Annotated in this window: 14 protein-coding genes; 8 read left to right on the plus strand and 6 right to left on the minus strand. The window is 45.9% G+C overall.

The window, feature by feature from the left end; translation table 11 throughout:
- Positions 1-44 precede the first annotated feature (44 nt).
- Positions 45-6,395, plus strand: coding sequence for a PAS domain S-box protein (locus QUA62_RS20590; protein WP_333406304.1), 6,351 nt, complete (start codon positions 45-47; stop codon positions 6,393-6,395).
- A 5-nt stretch (positions 6,396-6,400) separates the two neighbouring features.
- Positions 6,401-7,729, plus strand: coding sequence for a response regulator (locus QUA62_RS20595; protein WP_333284166.1), 1,329 nt, complete (start codon positions 6,401-6,403; stop codon positions 7,727-7,729).
- 19 nt (positions 7,730-7,748) lie between these two features.
- Here the strand turns inward: QUA62_RS20595 and hpsU are convergent, their stop codons facing one another.
- A complete protein-coding gene (gene hpsU / locus QUA62_RS20600) occupies positions 7,749-8,426 on the minus strand; it encodes a hormogonium polysaccharide biosynthesis acetyltransferase HpsU (protein WP_333406306.1) in 678 nt (225 codons plus the stop codon).
- A 55-nt stretch (positions 8,427-8,481) separates the two neighbouring features.
- Between hpsU and QUA62_RS20605 the strand changes: the two genes are divergently transcribed.
- Complete coding sequence (locus tag QUA62_RS20605) at positions 8,482-9,279, plus strand: cation diffusion facilitator family transporter (protein WP_333406308.1); 798 nt, start codon at positions 8,482-8,484, stop codon at positions 9,277-9,279.
- A 33-nt stretch (positions 9,280-9,312) separates the two neighbouring features.
- On the opposite strand, the gene QUA62_RS20610 is transcribed toward QUA62_RS20605, so the two are convergent.
- A complete protein-coding gene (locus tag QUA62_RS20610) occupies positions 9,313-10,269 on the minus strand; it encodes a glycosyltransferase family 2 protein (protein WP_333284160.1) in 957 nt (318 codons plus the stop codon).
- A gap of 101 nt (positions 10,270-10,370) precedes the next feature.
- Complete coding sequence (locus QUA62_RS20615) at positions 10,371-11,342, minus strand: glycosyltransferase (RefSeq protein WP_333406310.1); 972 nt, start codon at positions 11,340-11,342, stop codon at positions 10,371-10,373.
- 214 nt (positions 11,343-11,556) lie between these two features.
- On the opposite strand from QUA62_RS20615, the gene cobU reads away from it, so the two are divergent.
- The 3 genes from cobU to QUA62_RS20630 all read left to right on the plus strand — a co-directional run bounded on the left by cobU (position 11,557) and on the right by QUA62_RS20630 (position 14,979).
- Positions 11,557-12,132 (plus strand): bifunctional adenosylcobinamide kinase/adenosylcobinamide-phosphate guanylyltransferase, encoded by a 576-nt coding sequence (cobU, locus tag QUA62_RS20620; RefSeq protein WP_333406312.1) that lies wholly within the window; start codon positions 11,557-11,559, stop codon positions 12,130-12,132.
- Positions 12,133-12,409: 277 nt separating this feature from the next.
- Positions 12,410-12,832, plus strand: coding sequence for a hypothetical protein (locus QUA62_RS20625; protein WP_333284154.1), 423 nt, complete (start codon positions 12,410-12,412; stop codon positions 12,830-12,832).
- Positions 12,833-12,909: 77 nt separating this feature from the next.
- Positions 12,910-14,979, plus strand: a complete 2,070-nt coding sequence (locus QUA62_RS20630) for an AarF/ABC1/UbiB kinase family protein (RefSeq protein WP_333406314.1) — start codon at positions 12,910-12,912, stop codon at positions 14,977-14,979.
- 89 nt (positions 14,980-15,068) lie between these two features.
- Here the strand turns inward: QUA62_RS20630 and QUA62_RS20635 are convergent, their stop codons facing one another.
- Positions 15,069-16,178, minus strand: coding sequence for a hypothetical protein (locus QUA62_RS20635; RefSeq protein ID WP_333406316.1), 1,110 nt, complete (start codon positions 16,176-16,178; stop codon positions 15,069-15,071).
- A gap of 376 nt (positions 16,179-16,554) precedes the next feature.
- Positions 16,555-16,863: a hypothetical protein gene (locus tag QUA62_RS20640; protein ID WP_333406318.1), complete on the minus strand. Its 309-nt coding sequence runs from the start codon at positions 16,861-16,863 to the stop codon at positions 16,555-16,557.
- A gap of 114 nt (positions 16,864-16,977) precedes the next feature.
- Between QUA62_RS20640 and QUA62_RS20645 the strand changes: the two genes are divergently transcribed.
- The gene (locus QUA62_RS20645) at positions 16,978-17,274 is read left to right on the plus strand and encodes a CHAT domain-containing protein (protein ID WP_333406319.1); all 297 of its coding nucleotides are present in this window, start codon (positions 16,978-16,980) and stop codon (positions 17,272-17,274) included.
- Between the two features lie 164 nt (positions 17,275-17,438).
- Complete coding sequence (locus tag QUA62_RS20650) at positions 17,439-18,446, plus strand: tellurite resistance TerB family protein (protein WP_333290014.1); 1,008 nt, start codon at positions 17,439-17,441, stop codon at positions 18,444-18,446.
- A 340-nt stretch (positions 18,447-18,786) separates the two neighbouring features.
- Here the strand turns inward: QUA62_RS20650 and QUA62_RS20655 are convergent, their stop codons facing one another.
- A complete protein-coding gene (locus QUA62_RS20655; RefSeq protein ID WP_006633606.1) occupies positions 18,787-19,356 on the minus strand; it encodes an RNA recognition motif domain-containing protein in 570 nt (189 codons plus the stop codon).
- Positions 19,357-19,536: the final 180 nt, after the last annotated feature.

The raw sequence follows: 19,536 nt of genomic DNA on the forward strand, positions 1-19,536 counted from the left end.
TAGGAAAGAAGTTCTAGAATTATAGCTGAAATGCACGATTTAACATGAGCAAATTCCCACCAGATAAAAACCCGCCACAGCAAGAGAGCACAACAGCACAGGCATTGCGACAGGCTCACTTCGACGCTTTTTTTGCAGGTGCTAACGCCGGACTGCTGATTTTTGACCAGCAACTCCGCTATGTCCAAATTAACGAAGTTCTGGCCCAGATGAATGGGGTTTGTGTGGCAGACCATATTGGTAGGTCAGTGCGTGAAGTGCTGCCAGAATTAGCTCCGACGGTGGAACCAATGCTGCAAGGCATTCTGGATACGGGCAAGCCAATTCTCGACTATGAATTAGTAGGTGAAACGCCGAAAGAACCGGGTATCCTGCGCTACTGGCAAGCATCTTACTATCCTTTGTTGGATGAAAATGGCATCGTTTTTGGTCTTGGTGGGATTGTAATTGAAATTACCGCTCGCAAGCGGGCAGAACAAAAGCAGGCACGACTGACGGCAATTTTGGAAGCAACTTCCGACTTAGTAGGAGTTGCGGATGCGACGGGGCATAACGTCTACGTCAACAAAGCCGGACAGAAATTGCTGGGGATGTCCCCAGAAGAAGCACGCTCTTCGTTTAGTATAGATTCTGTGTTAGCTCCCTCGGTAAGGGCAAAATTCCACAACGAAGCCTTTCCAACCGCCTTGCGAGATGGTAGGTGGGCTGGTGAAATCCTATTTTTGTCACGCGATGGGCAAGAAGTTCCAGTCTCCCAGGTTTTGATCGTCCACAAAACCGAAGCGGGTGAAGTCGAGTTTATTTCCACTATTGCGCGGGATATTCGCGATCGCCAAAAAGCAGAGGAAGAACGGCAATTGCTCGCTACAACGATCGAGAACAGCCGTGACTTTATTGGCGTCGCCTCAATGGATGGTCGCCCTATACTCGTGAATCAGGCTGGTCTGGATTTGGTGGGACTCAGTAGTTTGGACGAAGCCAGAACCAAACACATTACCGACTTCTTCATGGCAGAAGATTTGGACTTCGTACAGCAGTCTATTATGCCTGCAATAATGCAAGAGGGAAGTTGGCGGAGTGATTTCCGCTTCAGAAATTTCGTGACAGGTCAACCCATCCTGGTAGATTACACCCTATTTCTGATTAAACATCCAGAGACTAATGAACCCGTAGGGATTGCCACTATTACGCGGGATATTCGCGATCGCAAAACCGCAGAAGATGTCCTCAAACAAAGTGAAGAACGATTTCGTTCTTTGATCGAAGCCAGCGCTCAAATTATTTGGATCTGCAATGCCGACGGCGAAATGGCGATCGAGCAACCTACTTGGAGTGCATTTACAGGACAGACATTTGATGATTACAAGGGAAGGGGTGGGAGCAACGCTATCCATCCAGACGATCGCTCGTCTATTACAACTGCCTGGTTAACTGCTGTTGCCAATCGATCGTTCTATGAATCTGAATTCCGTATGCGTCGCTATGACGGGGAATATCGCTACATGAGTTGTCGTGGTGTACCAATTCTGAACGCGGATGGTTCAATTCGGGAATGGGTTGGGGCTAGTACAGATATTACCGATCGCAAACAAGCTGAAGAAGCTCTGCGCCAACAGCAAGCTGCGCTGCGCGATCGCAACGTCTTGCTGAGCTCTATTTTGGAAAGTACGCCAGACATAATTGTTGTTAAAGATCGGGAAGGCCGATATGTTGCCCTTAATTCCGACGTGGCAAAATCCTTTTACGGTAAAACCATTGAGGAGATCCTGGGTAAAGATGATTCGGAACTCCTTCCCCCGGAGGCCGCCGTTGCAATAATGGCAAAAGACCGCGATATCATGGAAGCAGGCACTACTGAAAGCTACGAAGAAGATGTTTCTAATGGTAAGGAGAGCATTTCTTTTTTAACCACAAAAGCCCCTTGGCGGGACGCTCAGGGCAATATTATCGGCCTTATCGCCATAGCACGAAACATTGCCGATCGCAAACAAATGGAAGCAGAGTTGCGCGATCGCAACGCACTGCTAAACTCTATTCTGGAAAATACACCCGACTTCATTCTCGTTAAAGACCGGGAAGGGCGTTATGTTGCCCTTAACTCCAATTTGGCAAACTTCTTTGGCAAGCCAATTAAAGAAGTTATCGGCAAAAATGATTTGGAAATACTGCCGCCTGACATTGGCCGTGAAGTTATGGCAAAAGATCGCCAAATCATGGCAGCCGGAATCATTGACACTTACGAGGAAGATATCTTTTCTCATTCTGAAGCCACTAGAACCTTTTTCACTACCAAGGCTCCTTGGCGGGATAATCAGGGCAATATTTTAGGCATCATCGGCATAACACGAGATATTAGCGATCGCAAAAAAGTCGAGCAAACACTCCGCCAAACCCTAGAAATACTCGACTTAGCCAGCGATAGTATCATTATTCGGGACATGGATGACCGCATCATCTATTGGAACCAAGGTGCAGAAAAGCTCTATGGTTGGACAAAAGCGGAAGTAGTCGGGCAGTACATTCACACATTCTTGGAAACCGTCTTCCCTCAACCATTAGAAACCATATTGGCAGAGTTTTTCCAGCAGGGGAGTTGGGAAGGAGAACTGCACCACACTACCCGCGATGGTCGGCATATTATTGTGGCAAGTCGCTGGACATTACAGCGCGACGGCGAAGGAAAGCCTTGTGCCCAACTCGAAATTAATAATGACATTAGCGATCGCAAACAAGCCGAAGATGCTATCAAACAAAGCGAAGGACGCTATCGTTCGCTAATCGCTGCTACGTCCCAACTTGTCTGGACTGCGGATGCTGAAGGAAGATGCGTGGATCAACCGGGTTGGAGAGCTTACACCGGCCAAACCCAAGCTGAGATGGCTGATGGTTTTGGCTGGTTAGATGCAATTCACCCGGACGATCGCGAACGAACGACTCAGGTGTGGATGGAAGCAGTACACACGAAAACCCTGTATGACGTACAATATCGAATCCGGGGAGCGGATGGGAACTATCGTTATTTTCAACTTAGAGGGGTACCAATTCTAGATGAAGATGGCAGCCTCCTGGAGTGGATTGGCACTTGTAGCGATATCCACGATCGCAAACAAGCGGAAGATGCTTTAAAACAAAGCGAAGAACGCTATCGTTCGCTAATCCTTGCCACATCCCAAATTGCCTGGACAGCGGATGCTGAAGGAAGATCCCCGGATCTACCGAGTTGGAGAGCTTACACGGGACAAACCGAAGCTGAGGTAATTGGTTTGGGCTGGTTAGATGCAATTCACCCGGACGATCGGGAACGAGCGTATCAGGTCTGGATGGAAGCAGCGCAAACGAACAGCCTGTATGACATAGAATATCGAATCCGGGGAGCGGATGGAAACTATCGTTATTTTCAAGCTAGAGGGGTGCCAATTCTCAATGAAGATGGCAGCCTCCGGGAGTGGGTTGGCACTTGCAGCGATATCCACGATCGCAAACAAGCGGAAGATGCGATCAAACAAAGCGAAGAACGCTATCGATCGCTAATCGCTGCTACGTCCCAAATTGTCTGGGTATCGGATGCTGAAGGAAGATGCCCGGATCTACCGAGTATGAGAGCTTACACCGGACAAACCGAAGCTGAGGTGGTTGGTTTTGGCTGGTTAGATGTCATTCACCCAGACGATCGCGAACGAACGAGTCAGGTTTGGATGGAAGCAGCGCAAACGAGAAGCCTGTATGAAATACAGTATCGAATGCGCGCAGCGGATGGAAACTATCGTTATTTTCAAGTTAGAGGGGTACCCATTCTGAATGAAGATGGCAGCGTCCGGGAGTGGGTTGGCACTTGTACCGATATCCACGATCGCAAACAAGCCGAAGATGCTATCAAACAAAGTGAAGAACGCTATCGATCGCTAATAGTTGCCACATCCCAAATTGTCTGGACAGCGGATGCTGAGGGGCAATGCCCCGATCTACCAACTATGAGAGCTTACACCGGACAAAGCGTAGCTGAGGTAATTGGTTTGGGCTGGTTAGATACAATTCACCCGGACGATCGCGAACGAACGAATCAGGTGTGGATGGAAGCAGTGCAAACGAAAACCCTGTATGACATAGAATATCGAATCCGAGGGGCGGATGGAAACTATCGCTATTTCCAAGGTAGAGGGGTGCCAATTCTGAATGAAGATGGCAGCATCCGGGAGTGGGTTGGTACTTGTACTGATATCCACGATCGCAAACAAGCCGAAGATGCGATCAAACAAAGCGAAGAACGCTATCGTTCGCTAATAGTTGCCACATCCCAAATTGCCTGGACTGCGGATGCTGAAGGAAGATCCCCAGATCTACCGAGTTGGAGAGCTTACACCGGACAAACTGTAGACGAAGTGGTTGGTTTGGGCTGGTTGGATGCAATTCACCCGGACGATCGCGAACGAACGAATCAGGTGTGGATGGAAGCAGTGCAAACGACAACCCTGTATGACATAGAATATCGAATCCGGGGGGCGGATGGAAACTATCGTTATTTTCAAGTTAGAGGGGTACCAATTCTGGATGAAGAGGGCAGCGTCCGGGAGTGGGTTGGCACTTGCAGCGATATCCACGATCGCAAACAAGCGGAAGATACTATAAAACAAAGCGAAGAACGCTATCGTTCGCTAATCCTTGCCATTTCCCAAATTGTATGGACAACGGATGCTGAAGGAAGATGCCAGGATACACCGAGTATGAGAGCTTATACCGGACAAACCGAAGCAGAGGTGGTTGGTTTTGGCTGGTTAGATACAATCCACTCGGACGATCGCGAACCAACAGTTCAGGTGTGGATGGAAGCAGTGCAAACGAGAAGCCTGTTTGAGATGGAATATCGAATGCGCGGAGCGGATGGAAACTATCGTTATTTCCAAGCTAGAGCGGTGCCAATTCTGAATGAAGATGGCAGCATCCGGGAGTGGGTTGGCACTTGCATCGATATCCACGATCGCAAACAAGCAGAATTCGTAATGGCAAAAGCCAAGGAAGCCGCAGAAGCAGCTAGTCGGGCTAAAAGTGAATTCCTTGCCAACATGAGCCATGAATTGCGGACTCCGCTGAATGGCATTATGGGCTACGCGCAGATTCTTCAGCGTTCCAAAGTCTTGAATCAAGAAGAGCGATCGCGCATTGATGTCATTTATCAGTGCGGTTCCCATTTACTGACCTTAATCAATGATATTCTCGATTTGTCGAAGATTGAAGCACAGAAAGTGGAACTAATGCCCACGGATTTTCATTTCCCGGCGTTCCTGCAAGGTGTAGCAGAAATGTGTCGCATCCGAGCGGAACTTAAGGGAATTCAGTTTCATTTTCCATCAAGCACCGAACTCCCGATCGGTATTCGTGCGGATGAAAAACGCTTGCGACAAGTGTTATTTAATCTTTTGAGCAACGCTATTAAATTTACGGATCAGGGCAGTGTTACTTTTATAGTCAGTTTTGCAACAGAAGGAAAAATTCGCTTTGAAGTACGCGATACAGGTACCGGCATTGCCCAAGAGCAACTCCAAGCTATCTTTCAGCCCTTCGAGCAGGTTGGAGATCGCAAACGGCAGACTGAGGGCACCGGGCTAGGATTGGCAATTAGCCAAAGGATTGTAGAACTAATGGGCAGTACCATTCAGGTTCAAAGTGAGATGAATGTTGGCAGTATTTTCTGGTTTGATGTTAGTCTGCCTCAAGCCGATGAATGGGTGAAAACGTCTCAAATCGACCATCACGGGCAGATTATCGGCATCAAAGACCGCCAACCTAAGATTGTGGTTATTGATGACAAATGGGCTAACCGTTCGGTAATTAACAATTTGCTCAGTCCGATCGGCTTTGAGGTGTTTGAAGCGAACGATGGGCTTGAAGGCTGGGAAAAAATTATAGAGGTGCAGCCAGATTTAATTGTTACCGACCTATTAATGCCAGAACTAGATGGCTTCGAGGTGATTAAGCGGGTTCGAGAATCGGAAAATTTCAAAGACACCGTTATTATTGTCTCTTCTGCCAGCGTATTTGAAACCGATCAATACAGAAGTTTAGAAGCAGGAGGCAACACTTTTATTCCCAAACCTATTCAGGCAACAGAGCTCCTGCAAAAATTGCAACAGTATCTTGATTTGGAATGGATTTACGAAGCCAATGAAGCTCCACTGGCGATCGCCCCAGACACCAACGAGCTAATTGCCCCGCCTGCTACAGAAATGGAAATTCTATATGAGCTGGCTATGAAAGGAAATTTCCTAGAAATAGTTAAGCAGGCGGTATTACTGGAAGAAATAGATCCCAAATACATTCCTTTTGCTAACCGATTAAATCAGATGGCAAAGGACTTTCAAGACGAAGAGATTTTAACGTTTATTCAGTCCTACAAGTAAGGTTTATGAATTTAGACATTCAACCAAATGGTACGATTCTGATAGTTGATGACAATTCAGCTAACTTAGGTGTCTTATCTGATGCCTTAAGCCAAGAAGGATTTGAGGTTCGGGTTGCGAAATCTGGAAAAATGGCACTAGAGCGAGTTAAATATGCTCTACCCGATCTAATCTTACTAGATGTCATGATGCCAGAGATTGATGGATTTGAAACCTGCCGTCGATTACAAGCTAATCCAGAAACTAAACAGATCCCCATTATATTTATGACTGCGCTCTCGGATACGGCTAATAAAGTTGAGGGGTTTAAGCTTGGGGCTGTAGATTATATTACCAAACCCTTCCAACAAGAGGAAGTATTAGCTCGCGTCAAGCTGCATTTAAAGCTTCATGTTCTCGCAGAGAAATTAGAGGAAAAAAATACCTTATTGGAGCAAAAAGTTATAGAAGTCAGCCAAGCCTATGATGATTTACAACAAATGCAACTTAAGTTAATTCAAAGTGAGAAAATGTCCGGATTAGGGCAAATGGCTGCTGGGATTGCTCATGAAATAAACAACCCTATAAATTTCATCTCTGGCAATCTGGGTTATGCCCAAGAGTACGCTCATAACTTACTAAAAATTATACACCTCTATCAAGAAGATTATGTAAATCCCACCCCTCGGATTCAAGCAGCAATGGATGAAATAGAACTAGAATTTGTGGAGGAAGATTTTATAAAAGTTCTTAACTCAATCAACTTAGGAACGCAGCGCATCCAGGAGATTGTCAAGTCTATGCGAATCTTTTCTCGCCTAGATGAGGCAGAGGTGAAAGCTGTAAATATTCACGAAGGAATTGATAGTACACTCACCATCCTGCATCATCGTTTAAAAGCAAAACCCGAGCATCCTGAGATTGAAATAATAAAAAAGTACGGTCAGCTTCCCCCAGTAGAATGCCATGCCGGACAATTAAATCAAGTGTTCATGAATATTATTTCTAATGCCATTGATGCTTTGGATGAATCTAATCAGCAGCGTTCCTTTGCAGAAATCAAACAACACCCGAACCGCATTCAAATTTCTACAAAAGTAATTGACGATAATTGGGTGGCTATTCATATTAGTGACAACGGTCGAGGAGTTGGTGAAACTTTACAACCGAAAATATTTGATCCTTTTTTTACCACCAAACCGATCGGTAAAGGAACTGGGTTGGGGTTATCTATCAGTTACCAAATTATCGTTGAAAAGCATGGGGGCCGATTATACTGCCAGCCGGGATTAGGAAAGGGAATAGAATTCGTCATTGAAATTCCTATTCGCCAGCAAGCTTGTAAAGCTGCTTAGTTTCCCGGTGCAATATCTCTTACGAACTTTGGTTAATTTCTCGCTGACAGCGGGGACGACAAGGTGTTCCTGTGCAAATAAAGCCTGCAGGCATATTTTTAAAGACGCTGCTGCGAGCTCCGATTAAAGCGTTTGCACCGATTTCTACACCAGGGCCAATGAAGCAGTCGGCGGCAATCCAAACACCGTTATTAATGATTACAGGTGCTGTTATTAAGCTAAAGGCTGGGTCTTGAGGGTCATGAGTGCCGGTGCAGAGGTAGCTTTTTTGAGAAATGACGCAGTGTTTGCCGATCGCAATTTGAGCGAGACTGTACAATACAACATCATCTCCGATCCAACTATAGTCTCCGATGGCAATTTTCCAAGGATAGGTAAAACGAGCCGTGGGGCGAATGATCACACCCCGACCTATTTTTGCTCCAAATAACCGCAGCAACCCCCTTCTGATGCGATTAAAAGGGTGTGGAGTGAGAGGAAATGCGATCGCCTGGACGAACCACCAAACCAAAATTAGCCAACTAGGCTTTCCTCGATCGAACTTTGATTGATCGTAGCGGCGCAAATCGACTAAAGATTCGCCTGTCAAAGTATTTGCGTGATTCTCGCTAATTGGACGATCGTTTATTTGAGAATTTGGGAAATTTGCGATCGAATTTTCCGGATCTTGGTTCGGATTTGGTATATAATCGGTCATTGATAGTTAATTTAATGTTTAATTTAAAATCGAGTTTAACCTTAAGGACTGCTGCATGACATTTCTAGTTAGGGACAATTTTGACTCGGAAAACGCCAAGGATATCGCACAATGCGAGAATATAAATCCCAGAATTGGCAAAGTGCGACTTTTACAAACAGCATTGGTACTGCTTAGCAGCTTTTTTATAGCAGAGTTAATCGCCGCACTTAATTCTCATAGTTTGTCCCTATTAGCAGATGCGGGTCACGTCTTTTCAGATGTAGCAGCTTTAGCAATAACTTTGACAGCGACTTGGTACTCCTCAATCAAACGCAAAAGTAAATCCGTAGATTGTACGATCGCACAATCGTCAATCCCTGAACGAGGAGAAATCATTGCGGCTTTAATTAATAGTATCAGTTTAGTGGCGATCGCCCTGTGGATAGCCTCCGAGTCGATCGCCCGTTTGCAGGCCCCAACTCCCGAAGTAGAAGGGCTGCCGATGTTAATTACCGCCGTAGTGGGTTTAAGCATCAACTCGATTAATGCTTGTTGCTTGCATTCCTGCTGTCACGGCGACTTGAATCTCAAAAGCGCGTTTCTGCACGCAGTCGCAGACATTTTTTCGTCGGTTGGAGTAATTTTAGCTGCGATCGCCGTAGCGTGGCTACACTGGAATTGGGCTGACGGCTTGATTAGCTTGCTGGTGTCAGCATCAATTATTTTATTAACTCTACCATTGCTAATCGAAAGCATCCAATTGCTGCTGGGAAAAGTATCAGCAATATCCGCAAGTCAACAGCCTTGCGACTGCGAAAAAGTGAGCGCAGAAAAATTGCTTTTTCCATCCCTAGAAGAACTCATCAAATAACATCTCTTCATCGGTTCTCAACCACAGATACTCTTATGGCAATTTAACTTCTGTCTCCTGACTGATAACTACTGGGGGCGACAAAGTAGGCTGAGATTCTGCCACATTCAACTGACCGCCACAACAACGCAACTCGTAAAGTTTTGCATTAATTTGATACTCATATTGACTCAATAACCTTGCATAAATATAGCCAGCTTTTCCATCCAAAAAGCCTAGCTGAATGAAGTAAAATAAAATAAATCTGAGCATGGGTTTAAAAGGTAGCCACACCCAAACTTTTTTGAGAAATCGTTTCCGCTGTACGGCATCTCCAAATAGGTGAGCGCCAATAGTGCCACTGTCGTCGCGCCCTTCAATAATATTGTAATAAACACGAGCTTCCCAATTAGAATAGCGGTTGTGCCGTTCTATCCAGTGAAATAAATCGCGGTAATCCTCGTGGATCATGTCATTTTTTAAGTAGCCGACTTGACCAGCTAAAATGACGTGCTCGTGAACTTCATTGTCGCCAGTATTGGGGACGGATTCAGTGCCGAGATTTTCGTAACGTCCTTTTTGATGCTTGAACAAACGCAAATTCCAGTCTGGATATCGACCGCCGTAACGCAGCCACTGGCCTAAAAAGAAGACTTTGCGGTTGAGGTAGTAGCCGTCAAAATTGGGGTCTTCGATCGCCTGCGCGATTTCGTCCCAAAGTTCTGGGGGAATGCGCTCGTCGCAATCGACAATTAATACCCATTCGTTGCGAAAGGGCAGATTGTCCAAAGACCAATTTTTCTTTTTCGGCCAGCGGTTGTCGAAGTAGAATTGCACTACTTTTGCGCCGGTGCTGATGGCAATTTCCACCGTGCGATCGCTACTTTGGGAATCAACCATGAAAACTTCATCCGCCCTGGCAATGCTGGCCAGACACGCAGGCAGATTAAGTTCTTCGTCTTTTGCCGGAATGATAACTGAAACCGGAATCTTGGATGAACTAGATGTCATAATCGAGTGCTTGAACCTGAATGCGGTCGAGTTTTGGTAGATGAAGTGCGATCGGCACAGCCGCGCCGACGACTTGAGCAGCGAGGTATATTGCCTATAGCCTAATGCCTGCTGGTCGATTTCGGTGCAAAAATCTGGCCGTGGATGGCTGCGCTCAAATAACCGATTTGACCCCAGGCAAAAACGAAATTTTCAAAGCGCAGCCCTGGATCTCTAATATATTTAAAAGACTTCCAGACACCCCTCAATATTCTTTCACCCCCCCGCCCAAGCTGAGCAATACCGGCTCGATCGGACAATTGTTCGCGATAACACTCGCTGATGCCTTGCCACCACCCGCGCTCTAGAAACCAAGCTTTGTTGAGCCTTTCTGCTGCGACATGGTGAAGCACCAAGGCCTCCGGTAGATAAACTACTTGCCAACCTAACTCTAAAGCTAATTCTGTGGTTCGCAACTCTTCATTTGACAGCAACTTTTTGCCGACTCTACCGAGTTTGACATCGAAGCCGCCAATTTGTTGGAGAAAAGCGCGCCGGATTGAGTAGTTTACTCCCCTAGGAGTCAAACCGGCAGCAGTGACGTACAGGCAAGTATCGCCTAAATCATATGCCCCCAAGTTCTGGGCTAATCCCGGTGACAGCCATTCGGGCGGGCTGACTCCAGAAGGCCAGAGCAAATTGACTTTGCCACCAGCTACGGCGAGTTTTTGATTGCTTTGATAAGCCGCCTGCAGCACCCTGAGCCAATTCGGCTCAGCAATAGCGTCGTCGTCGAGATAAGCTAATATTTCGCTGCGAGCTTGCTTAGCGCCGGTGTTGCGGGCTACTGACAGACCGATTTCGGGCTCCCAGACGTACTTGAGGCGCCGATCGCCCTGTCTTGCTTCTACCACCTCGCGGGTGCGCGAAGTCGAACTTTCGGGGCTTGCATAATCGCTAGAAGCGTTATCCACTACTACTACTTCAAAGTTGTCGGGAAAATCCTGTACCAGCAAGCTGTCGATCGCCCCACCTAAATAGGCGGCGCGATTGTGGGTGCAAATAATCGCTGATATCTGAGGATGATCTGGCATAAATAACAGCTTGGGAAATACGGGGGTTCTCGATCGACTTACTCTGATATTGTCTCATCAATGCTATTATCGCTTAAAAAGCATTTGGTAGTTGGTCGTTTAAATCATAATGGGTAATGGGTAATGGGTAATGGGTAATTGGTAATTGGTAATGGATAATTGTGTTTAATCCTTTGTATGTGACTCCTGACTAATGACTGCTGACTAATGACTAATGAGTAACTCAGAACCTACCACATCTAGACAATTAATCTTAGTAACTGGGCCGGCCCGAAGCGGCAAAAGTGAATGGGCCGAAACTCTGGCGGCGGGTTCGGGAAAACAAATAATCTATGTGGCTACCGGTCGCGTTGATGAAACGGATTTGGAGTGGCTTCGTCGCCTCGATCAGCACCGAAATCGCCGTCCAGTTGATTGGACAACTCTAGAAGTGCCGATCGAATTATCGGCAGTTGTGCGGGCCAGCCAGCCCTCAGATTGCTTGTTGATTGATTCCCTGGGAACTTGGACGGCAAATCTTTTGGAACAAGAAGCTGCTGTTTGGGCGACTACGCAGCAAGATTTGCTAGCCTGTTTGAAGTCGGCGGCGGCTGATGTAATTTTGGTAGGGGAAGAAACCGGATGGGGTGTTGTGCCTGCTTATCCGGCGGGGCGGCTGTTTCGCGATCGCCTCGGCACTCTCGTGCGCCACATCGGGGCGATCGCCGATAATGTTTATCTCGCCACCGGAGGTTACGCCTTGGATCTAAGGGCTCTGGGTACCCCACTGCCGCCCGTAGCGAAAAATTAACAGCCGGAGTCGCGATCGACAAGTGAGAAAACATCTCGGTTTCCCGACGGACAATTTTAACTGAAAATCAGGTAGAATTTTAACTAAGATTGAAAACTCAAGAGTCACATAAATTAGTCAAAAAACATACTCCCTAGGGAGAAAAGCCCAACAATTTGACCTGAGGAATAGCCAAAGTTTGAAAGTATGTAAAAGAAAAAATGTCTCTTAAGAAAGAGTGCTAATTTCCAATTAAAAGTCTAAAATAATCAATTAGTTGAAGGGTTGACTAAAAGTTATGGCATCAGATTGTGAAGTAAGAAAATATATTGCTTACTGGTTTCAGTTAGGCAAAAAAGTATTAATTTACAACGGTTCCGAAGCGCTGCTGCCCAAATCGGTAAATGCGGGCGATCGCTACAGCCAGGAATTTGAAGAGTGCTGGCAAAAAATCATCTCCCGCGACAGCGGAGACTGTTACCTCGAAGGCACAAACGAAACAATTGCCCAACTGCTGACACCAGCTTGGGAAATCAGTGGCTGCGCGCGCTGCGCTATGCCCGTAGTTTTCAAACCAACCGGAATGCCCCCGGAGTTCTGTCCCTGTCACGACTTACCGAACTGGCCCGATACCGAAATGCCCCAACCCCGATCGCCCGTCAGCAGCCAATCGCAATTGTCAGGCATTCGCGATCGACTCAAAAGATCCAGCGGCGAGTAAGTATACAAGAAGGAAGAAGGGTCTTCTTCCTTAAATTGTTACAATATATTTACAATGCTTCACACTAGGTCTGATTTATGAATGTCAAGACAGTATCGCCAGCCTCCCCGCAAACTTATGTAAATTCAGGGACTCAGGCTGTACTCGGCAATCTCAAAGATGCAAATACAATTCCCCTGCAAGCAGTACCAGTATCACTAGAGACCGAGGTCGCAACGGACGATCGGCTCAAATCAGCCAGAGACATAGCTTTCGAGTTGGCCGGAGATGCTGTTCGGTACGATCCAGTGGCGATCGCAGCGCTGTACCGAAATCGACCTCTACAAGTGTGGGGAAGGCTGTCAAGCGTTGTTTGGACATTTTTTAGCTTTGCCTTCAGTGTGTGGTTCGACGGCAAAACAGGTCGTACCGCCACCAACCAAAAGCGTCGCGCCGTCCGACTGCGAGAAATTCTGGCCCAACTCGGCCCAGCTTTCATCAAAATCGGACAAGCACTCTCAACACGGCCCGACTTAGTACCGCCAGTATATTTAGAAGAACTAACAACGCTGCAAGACCAATTGCCAGCATTTCCGAACGAAGTAGCATATCAATTCATCCAAGAAGAATTGGGCGCCCACCCCAAAGACATCTACGCAGAAATCAGCCCCGATCCGATCGCAGCAGCCTCTCTCGGACAAGTCTACAAAGGCAAACTCAAAACCGGAGAAACAGTCGCAATCAAAGTCCAGCGACCGGGTTTAGCCGAAAACATCGGGTTAGATATCTACATCCTGCGGCGTCTTGCAGTTTGGGCACAAAAAAACTTCAAAATAATTCGCAGTGACCTCGCAAGCATTATGGACGAGTTGGGCGAGCGCATTTACGAAGAAATGGACTACACCCACGAAGGACAAAATGCCGAACGGTTTGCCAAACTCTACGGCCACATCAAAGACATTTATGTTCCCAGCATCTACTGGGAATATACCCGCCGCCGAGTCTTAACAATGGAGTGGATCACAGGCGTCAAACTCACTAATTTAGAAGCAGTCAAGGCTCAAGGAATTGACGCTCCTTACTTAATTGAAGTGGGGGTGCAGTGTTCTCTCAGACAACTGCTAGAACACGGTTTCTTTCACGCCGACCCGCACCCCGGCAATCTTTTGGCGACTCTTGACGGTCAGTTGGCTTATCTCGATTTCGGGATGATGAGCGAAGTTAAACCTTATCAGCGATACGGCTTGTTGGAAGCTGTGGTGCATTTGGTGAACCGCGACTTTGAAGGTTTAGCAAAAGATTACGTGAAGTTGGAGTTTTTAACGCCAGACACCGATTTAACGCCAATTATTCCAGCTTTGGCGGGCGTATTTAACAATGCTTTGGGTGCTAGCGTTGCCGAACTCAATTTCAAAAGCATTACTGACGAACTTTCGGCGGTAATGTACGAATATCCTTTCCGGGTTCCAGCTTACTATGCTTTGATTATTCGATCGCTCGTCACCTTAGAAGGCATTGCCATCAACGTTGACCCCGAATTCAAAGTGTTGAGCAAAGCTTATCCTTACGTTGCAAAACGGCTGTTGAGCGACCCCGCACCGGAATTGAGAGCATCCCTGCAAGATTTGCTGTTCAAACAAGGCGAATTCCGCTGGAACCGCTTAGAAAACTTGCTCAATAATGCCCGCGAGAGCGAGGATTACGATATCAGCAAAATCTTGAACCAAGCTTTAGAATATTTATTTTCCGAAAGGGGAGATTTCATTCGCGATCGTATTGTCCTGGAATTAGTCAAGAGTCTCGACACACTTTCCAGCAACGCCTTTGCTAACGCCAAATCTGTAGTCGGCGAATGGTTTGGAGTCAAGGCAAATCAACCTGTGGTTTCACAAACAGAAAAAAACAATCTAGAACACATCAAACGGATTTGGGATATTTTGCAATCAACTCCGGGTTTTGACGGCATGAAAGTATTGCAGCTACTTCCGCAGTTGTTGGTGAAACCAGAAGTGCAGAACATGGGGCAGAAAGTAGTCGGCGGTTTAGCTCAAAGAGCAGTTGCTAGGTTAATTCGCGAATTTTTGCTTTCCTCCGAACCCGCTGCGATTCCCGAGAAGGGAAGCTATCCTAAAACTTCGCCTCAGTTGTCTTTACCTGCTGCAAAGTAGTTTGATTGGGCGTTTTTTTGACCGCACATATTAGCAGATAAACACAGATGAACGCAGATGAACGCAGATGAAATTTTGTCTGCGTTCTTTTAATTAAGCTTGAATCCTTTAGCGGCTAATTGCTGGCGGAGACTCTGAATCATTACGTAATCAAGAGTATTTTCGCCACTATTGGTACTAGATTTCCGCTGTTGTTCAATATATGCTGTACGCTTTTGAGATAAGTCGCGGATCGTCTTTTTAATCGCCTCTCTTTCGGTTTTCTTTCCAGCTACATATGCTCTTTTTTCTGTTAGCGTCATCCCTCGCATGATTTCTGGTAAATTATCATCTGATATTGCCTCTAGTTTAACTGTGCCGTTTTCGAGAGCATCCAGCAAGTCCCAAGAAGCATTATCATAGTATTCAGAAGCTTTGGACGCACTACGCGAAGCAAAATTGGCGCCAGAATTACTATCTTCAACAGCCTGACGTTGTTGTCCTATTCTTCCTTCTCTACCGTAGGGAATGTAGGTTTGATTGAGTTTAGTATTCCAAATAGAAATTTCGTCGTCGTAAGGGGACTTAATTACCACAGTTTGTTGGTTTTGATTAATGTTGAAGCTACTGCCTTTTGCTAACTCTGCTCCTGATGCCCAAAGTTGTCGCTCCTGACTTTCGGCTGAACCACAGTAAATTGTATTAACGAGGGTATCTCCTTTGACAGCGAGATTGACAGATTGATTCCAAACTATTGGGCCTTGATCGAATGGTTCATTACCCGCAATAAAAATCACGCGAAAATCTTCCTGATTTTTACTCCAGTTTAATTCTTGCATTGCCGAACGAATTACCCAGCCAGCATATTCTTGACCGCCGTTGGTTTTGATACTAAATAGCTTTTCGGAAACTAAATCTAATTCAGGAGTAAATCCAGTTAATAATCTGACAAAACCTTCTGAGGAAGGTAAGCTGTCATTACCATAATGGTAAAGGGCAACTTCTAACTCGGGCACTTCGCCATCTTTGGTTACTTTAGTTAAAAAATTAACAATTTGCCAAAGTTGAGTACGAGTCTGGTCAATCAGTCCATCCATGCTATTACTAGAATCTAAAAGGATGGCTATCTGAATTTTTGCTTTGGCGAAAGCTGCTGTGGGAGAACACAAGATAGTTAGGGTTAAAGCTGTAGTGAATAAAATTCTAGTTAGTTTCGGCATGGAATTTTCTGATTTGTTTATAGTCAGGACTGACGCACTCAAGGGGGGTTTTGCAAGGGTTTAAGATTCTTTGCAACACTTGCCAATGACAGAATTAGATTTTCCCAATTATAGTCATTGGAAAATAGATTTGATTGCTGGTGTCAAGTCATTTGTAACAATATTTTACATTGGTGATTAATTCAGTTATCCAAAGTCAGGACACGGCAGTGCCGTTTCCCTACAAGATTTTTTTGGGTAGGGAGACGGCATTGCCGTCTCCGACCTATGAGTGCAACCGGAATTAATATTAAATAAAAGTATCCACAAAGAAAAACCAAGTTGCTTGAATAAACCGGGTTTTTATGTATTCGATCTATCTCACCCCCCTCTGTGATTAATTCAAGCTAGGAATGCAAGTGGAATCACTAATTGTTAGTGGGTTGCTGGGACTTGCAGCCGGATTAATTAACAGGTTGTTGTCATTGGCAGAGGTATTAGCACTTGGAGAAATCCCACTATTAACTGTCATGCCGTTCAAAGGAATAATTGGCTGAGTTTGAGCGCTGGTTAGAGAACCCAACAAGCTATTAGTGTCGTAGATGAGGATGTCATCATCTACGACACTAAAGGTCATCATGCTGGGAATTGCACCGCCATGTAGCAAGATATCGTCGGGGATAGTATAGGCAGAATTTACTGTCAAATTATCTGGATTAGTCGCTGCTGTTGACGGTTGTAAGCTGAGATTTGCGGGCGCGGGAGTCGTGTTATTTGGCTGACTAACAGAAAAAATGGCAAAAAACCCGGTTTTTTTGGTTTGGATGCGTCCAGGACGATAGGATTTAAGGGCGATCGACCTTACAGCCTTAAGGATGTAGCCACGGGAGCGCTGATGACTGACTTTTATGGCAATTTGCGATCGCAGCCAATTAAAGCTGAAGCGCTCAGAAAAGCTCAACTGGCAATGATCCACAAACAAATTTTAGTTAAAAACGGTCAATTGCGGGGAACTCCAGGCGCGATCGACCTTACTCAATCGGCACAAGTACCAAATGCAGATTTCTCACACCCGAAGTTTTGCGCCGGATTCACAATAATTGGCAGTCCTTGGTAAATTAATTGGAGATTTGATATTCACCAGTGGAAAGGTGTAAGGCTAGACGCACCCTACATTGACTGGCGGGATTTTGCAAAAAGTAAATGTATCCCTGACGACTATCTTTTTGTGTCATAAATTTGCTATGAATAGCAAAACTAAACACTAGCGGGGCAAAACCTGTGGGCAAGTTTGATAAAATATTCAGTTCAGAAGACCAATCCGAAGCAAGCTTGACTTTAGAAGAATCCGTAGCAGCGGTAGCACTTGTCGCAGCAGAGGCAAATTCCCCTGACACGGATGCTGATATCTTAGAAAGCATACTTTGGGAATCAGAAATATTTGCTGAATACTCGGAAGATGATATGTCAGCAATGTTTCAAAGACTCGCCGGTATTGTTGCCCAAGACGGTTTAGGAGCATTATTTAATACTGCTTGGGAATCCATGCCAGATGAGTTAGTGTTGGATACTTTTGCAATAACTGCAGCAATGTTTGTCGCAGATGGGGAAATATCCCAGAAGCACGAGGCTTTCCTCCAAGAATTCCAGCAAGCATTAGGTGTGGAAGATGAGGAAGCTGCGGAAATTATTGAGGATGTAATTGCTGCTTACTCGGAAGTAGAGGGCGAAGAGTCTGATTTCGATGCGGCATGGTACGTATCTCCTGAAGGCAATTTTAGCGTTCCCGTTCCAGTTGACGATCAACGAGGCGGTAAAATTGATGACCAAGAAGGCTGTGTCGCATTTTCAGACGACTTTGGCGTTTTGCTGAAAATTGATTATTTCCCTGTTCTTGGTGAAGTAGAAGAAACAATCGAGTCGGTTGGCGAGGAAGGTTATCTCAAGTCTTTTCTCGACAATTTTGTTTCTCAGGCAATTCTTGCTAATGTTCCCAATTCTAAGTTACTCCACGCAGAATATTTAGAAGATGAAGAAGCTTATTTCGTGGTTTTAGATTTGCCTGCCGGTGCAACTCTCAGCGTGCAGAAAAACGAGGGCCCTCTGACTCGGTTGGATGCTTACCGGGGACTTATGGCTTTTATTGCTGACGATTTTTGCTACACGGTAAGCTGTCAGCGAATTTATCAGGAGGGGGATGAATTGGGTTCCCTGGAGTCTGAAGTTGAGGGAATTATGAACAAGATTTTTGAGTTTATTGAGACAATCGAATTCGGGCCGATCGAATAAAGAGGACTTGTTTAGACGGGCTAAAAACCTGGTTTCTTTCTAGATGTCTCGCTCCTCAACCCTATATTTTCAGAGAAACCGGGTTTTTTTGCCAACCATTCTCAGGATATGACATGGTGTCCGGTCGATCGACCAAAATCCAACTGGTGGGTAGTGAAGACTTGAGTTTTCATTACTTGCCCGAGCCTGGTTATTTTACCGCACTGCTAGATATTAGAGATTTTTTACTATAAAAGAGTGCGATCGAGAACAGGGTTTTTTGACCCCTTCTCGATCGCACTTGCAGATAGATTCAGTCAACCACAGTCGAGAGACAGCAGCAATTAGCCGCCATTTTCGACTAATTAGTAGTCTGAGCTTCCACCAATCTTTGCTTGAGTTCTTCCAGAGCACTCGCCCAGCGCGGATCTGGCTGCACCGAGCCGGAATCAGCGCTCGACACCGTTGTTGCTGACTGATTGCGGCGAGACTTGTTGTTGTCACCCCGACGGCGATTGCTTTTGCTGGAACCGCCTCCACCTTGGGTAGGAGGAGCGGAAGCCGAGCGCTGCTGTTGCTGCGGCGCAGGCACAGGCATAGGAACAGACGCCGATGCCGACACCAACTGCGGTGACTGCGGCGACTGCTGCTGATCGTCTTCGCCCTTTTCAGATTTACCCTTAGAACGGGGCAGTGCCTTTTCTATTTTCAGGGGGTTTTCTTTGAACATCAAGCCATTGTATTTCTCAATAACTTGGTCGGCTTGTTCGTCGGTTAGCACCGTCACAAAACCGAAGCCTCTGCATTTACCAGTTTTGCGGTCTGTAATTACCTTTGTGGTAACAGATTCGCCCTCCGGTGCAAAAACTTCTTGCAATTCTTGGCGATCGAGTTCCTTCGGTAGATTGCCAACATAAAGACGAATAGACATGAAAAAGTCCTCCCGACTTGGATTTTAATTAATTTGCTCGAACAGAATTACCTGAAGTCAACTGAATATTGACTTCAGGCAAACACCACATAACCCGATAATTGGCGCATTCCTCCCACCAACCTTGACAGCTCCCCCCACCTTTTAGAACAAAAAGATGATTTACTCTGATAAGGCCGG

It is taken from the genome of Microcoleus sp. MON1_C1 (assembly GCF_036701945.1).
Lineage (GTDB): Bacteria > Cyanobacteriota > Cyanobacteriia > Cyanobacteriales > Microcoleaceae > Microcoleus.

What these genes read in the sequence shown, in the direction of transcription:
- QUA62_RS20595 (WP_333284166.1), top strand. Translation starts at nt 6,401, where the DNA reads ATGAATTTAGACATTCAACCAAATGGTACGATTCTGATAGTTGATGAC.
- QUA62_RS20605 (WP_333406308.1), top strand. Translation starts at nt 8,482, where the DNA reads ATGACATTTCTAGTTAGGGACAATTTTGACTCGGAAAACGCCAAGGAT.
- QUA62_RS20655 (WP_006633606.1), bottom strand. Translation starts at nt 19,356, where the DNA reads ATGTCTATTCGTCTTTATGTTGGCAATCTACCGAAGGAACTCGATCGC.
- QUA62_RS20590 (WP_333406304.1), top strand. Translation starts at nt 45, where the DNA reads ATGAGCAAATTCCCACCAGATAAAAACCCGCCACAGCAAGAGAGCACA.
- QUA62_RS20625 (WP_333284154.1), top strand. Translation starts at nt 12,410, where the DNA reads ATGGCATCAGATTGTGAAGTAAGAAAATATATTGCTTACTGGTTTCAG.
- QUA62_RS20635 (WP_333406316.1), bottom strand. Translation starts at nt 16,178, where the DNA reads ATGCCGAAACTAACTAGAATTTTATTCACTACAGCTTTAACCCTAACT.
- hpsU (WP_333406306.1), bottom strand. Translation starts at nt 8,426, where the DNA reads ATGACCGATTATATACCAAATCCGAACCAAGATCCGGAAAATTCGATC.
- QUA62_RS20610 (WP_333284160.1), bottom strand. Translation starts at nt 10,269, where the DNA reads ATGACATCTAGTTCATCCAAGATTCCGGTTTCAGTTATCATTCCGGCA.
- cobU (WP_333406312.1), top strand. Translation starts at nt 11,557, where the DNA reads ATGAGTAACTCAGAACCTACCACATCTAGACAATTAATCTTAGTAACT.
- QUA62_RS20615 (WP_333406310.1), bottom strand. Translation starts at nt 11,342, where the DNA reads ATGCCAGATCATCCTCAGATATCAGCGATTATTTGCACCCACAATCGC.
- QUA62_RS20630 (WP_333406314.1), top strand. Translation starts at nt 12,910, where the DNA reads ATGAATGTCAAGACAGTATCGCCAGCCTCCCCGCAAACTTATGTAAAT.